Source organism: Luteibacter sp. P4_E6 (assembly GCF_056401535.1).
This window is the reverse complement of sequence record NZ_JBFUJE010000822.1, coordinates 1-1,252: the sequence shown is the minus strand read 5'-3', so window position 1 is coordinate 1,252 and position 1,252 is coordinate 1. Positions and strand designations below refer to the sequence as shown.

Below are 1,252 nucleotides of genomic sequence, written 5' to 3'. Positions count from 1 at the left end.
GGGGAGGTCCATGGATCCCACGTCACCCTGCACAACGTACGCGACTTCGACTGGCGCACCGACGACGATTACGACGCGCGCTGGGAAACGCGTGACTACGATCTCGATCACCTGGTGTCGGCCGACGCGATTCTCTCTTACTGGTCGAGCGAGGCGATCGCGCACGCCATGCTGTCCTTCGGCTTCGACGACGGCCGCCACGTGGTCTTCTCGATGGAGATCCGTCGGGAGAAAGGCGAGGCATTCTCGGAGGTCGGGGGCTTCTTCAAGCAGTTCGAGCTGGTCCTGATCGCCGCCGACGAGCATGACATCGTGCGCGTGCGGACCAACGTGCGCGGCGAGGACGATTACGTCTTCCCGCTGCGGATGCCGAAAGACGCGATGCGTTCGCTGTTCCTTTCGTACGTGACGGCAGCCAACGAGCTGGTGCAGCACCCGCGCTTCTACAACACGGTGACGTCGAACTGCACGACCATCGTCTATCGCATGGCGCGGCGCATCGACAGTGGCCTTCCGTTCGATATCCGCCTGCTGTTGACCGGCTACCTTCCTGGCTACCTGAGGGACAACGGCGCGCTCGACAGTCGGCTTTCCACCGACGAATGGCGGCGGCTCGGGCGAATCACCGACCGGGCGAGGGCCACCCGACCGGGCGACGACTTCTCGGCGATCATTCGCGAGGGCGTGCCGCCCGCGCAGGTTCCATCACCGGCTCAGTCGCCGTCGTCGGGTGCCTCGACCTTGTAACCCTTTGCCTTGAGCGCCGCGAGGTAGCCGTCGTCGCCGAGGAGGTCCTCGATCGGCACGATGGCGACGGCCTGGGTGTCGTGGGTCATGGCGGTGTCCACCACGGCGAGCCACGCGTTGCGTACGGCCTTGGGTATGTCGGTCAGGCCGATCCGTTGCGCCACGCCGCCGTCGGTGACGGCATCGAGGCAGGCCGCGCGCTGTTTCGCCGTGCGGTCGTCGCGGAGCGCAGCGATATCGCCGGTGGCCCATGCATTGCCGCGCCGGGTCATGTCGGCGAGCTGGGCATCGATGTTGTCGACACTGAGGGTGAAGCAGGAGAGGTCGTCCAGCGTCGAACGCTTGAACTCCTTCACGGCCTTGCGCGGGTCGTCGACCATCAGCGTGTACTGCACGGGTGTCTGCTTGACGTTGTACTTGGTGGCGATGGCCACGACGGTTCGCGTGATGACACCGGCCTTGCCCAGGCCGGTTTTCTTGACGGCGTTCTTGTATAGCTCGACCA

Annotated in this window: 2 protein-coding genes; one reads left to right on the top strand and one right to left on the bottom strand. The window is 65.1% G+C overall.

Going from position 1 to position 1,252, the window contains the following annotated elements:
* The coding region (locus AC1DT2_RS23800) for an Lnb N-terminal periplasmic domain-containing protein (RefSeq protein WP_477299157.1) at nt 1–747 on the top strand (747 nt) is incomplete at its 5' end.
* Here the strand turns inward: AC1DT2_RS23800 and AC1DT2_RS23795 are convergent.
* Nucleotides 714–1,252 (bottom strand): TraB/GumN family protein (locus AC1DT2_RS23795; protein WP_477299155.1); only part of this gene is annotated, 539 nt, incomplete at its 5' end. The genes AC1DT2_RS23800 and AC1DT2_RS23795 overlap by 34 nt on opposite strands.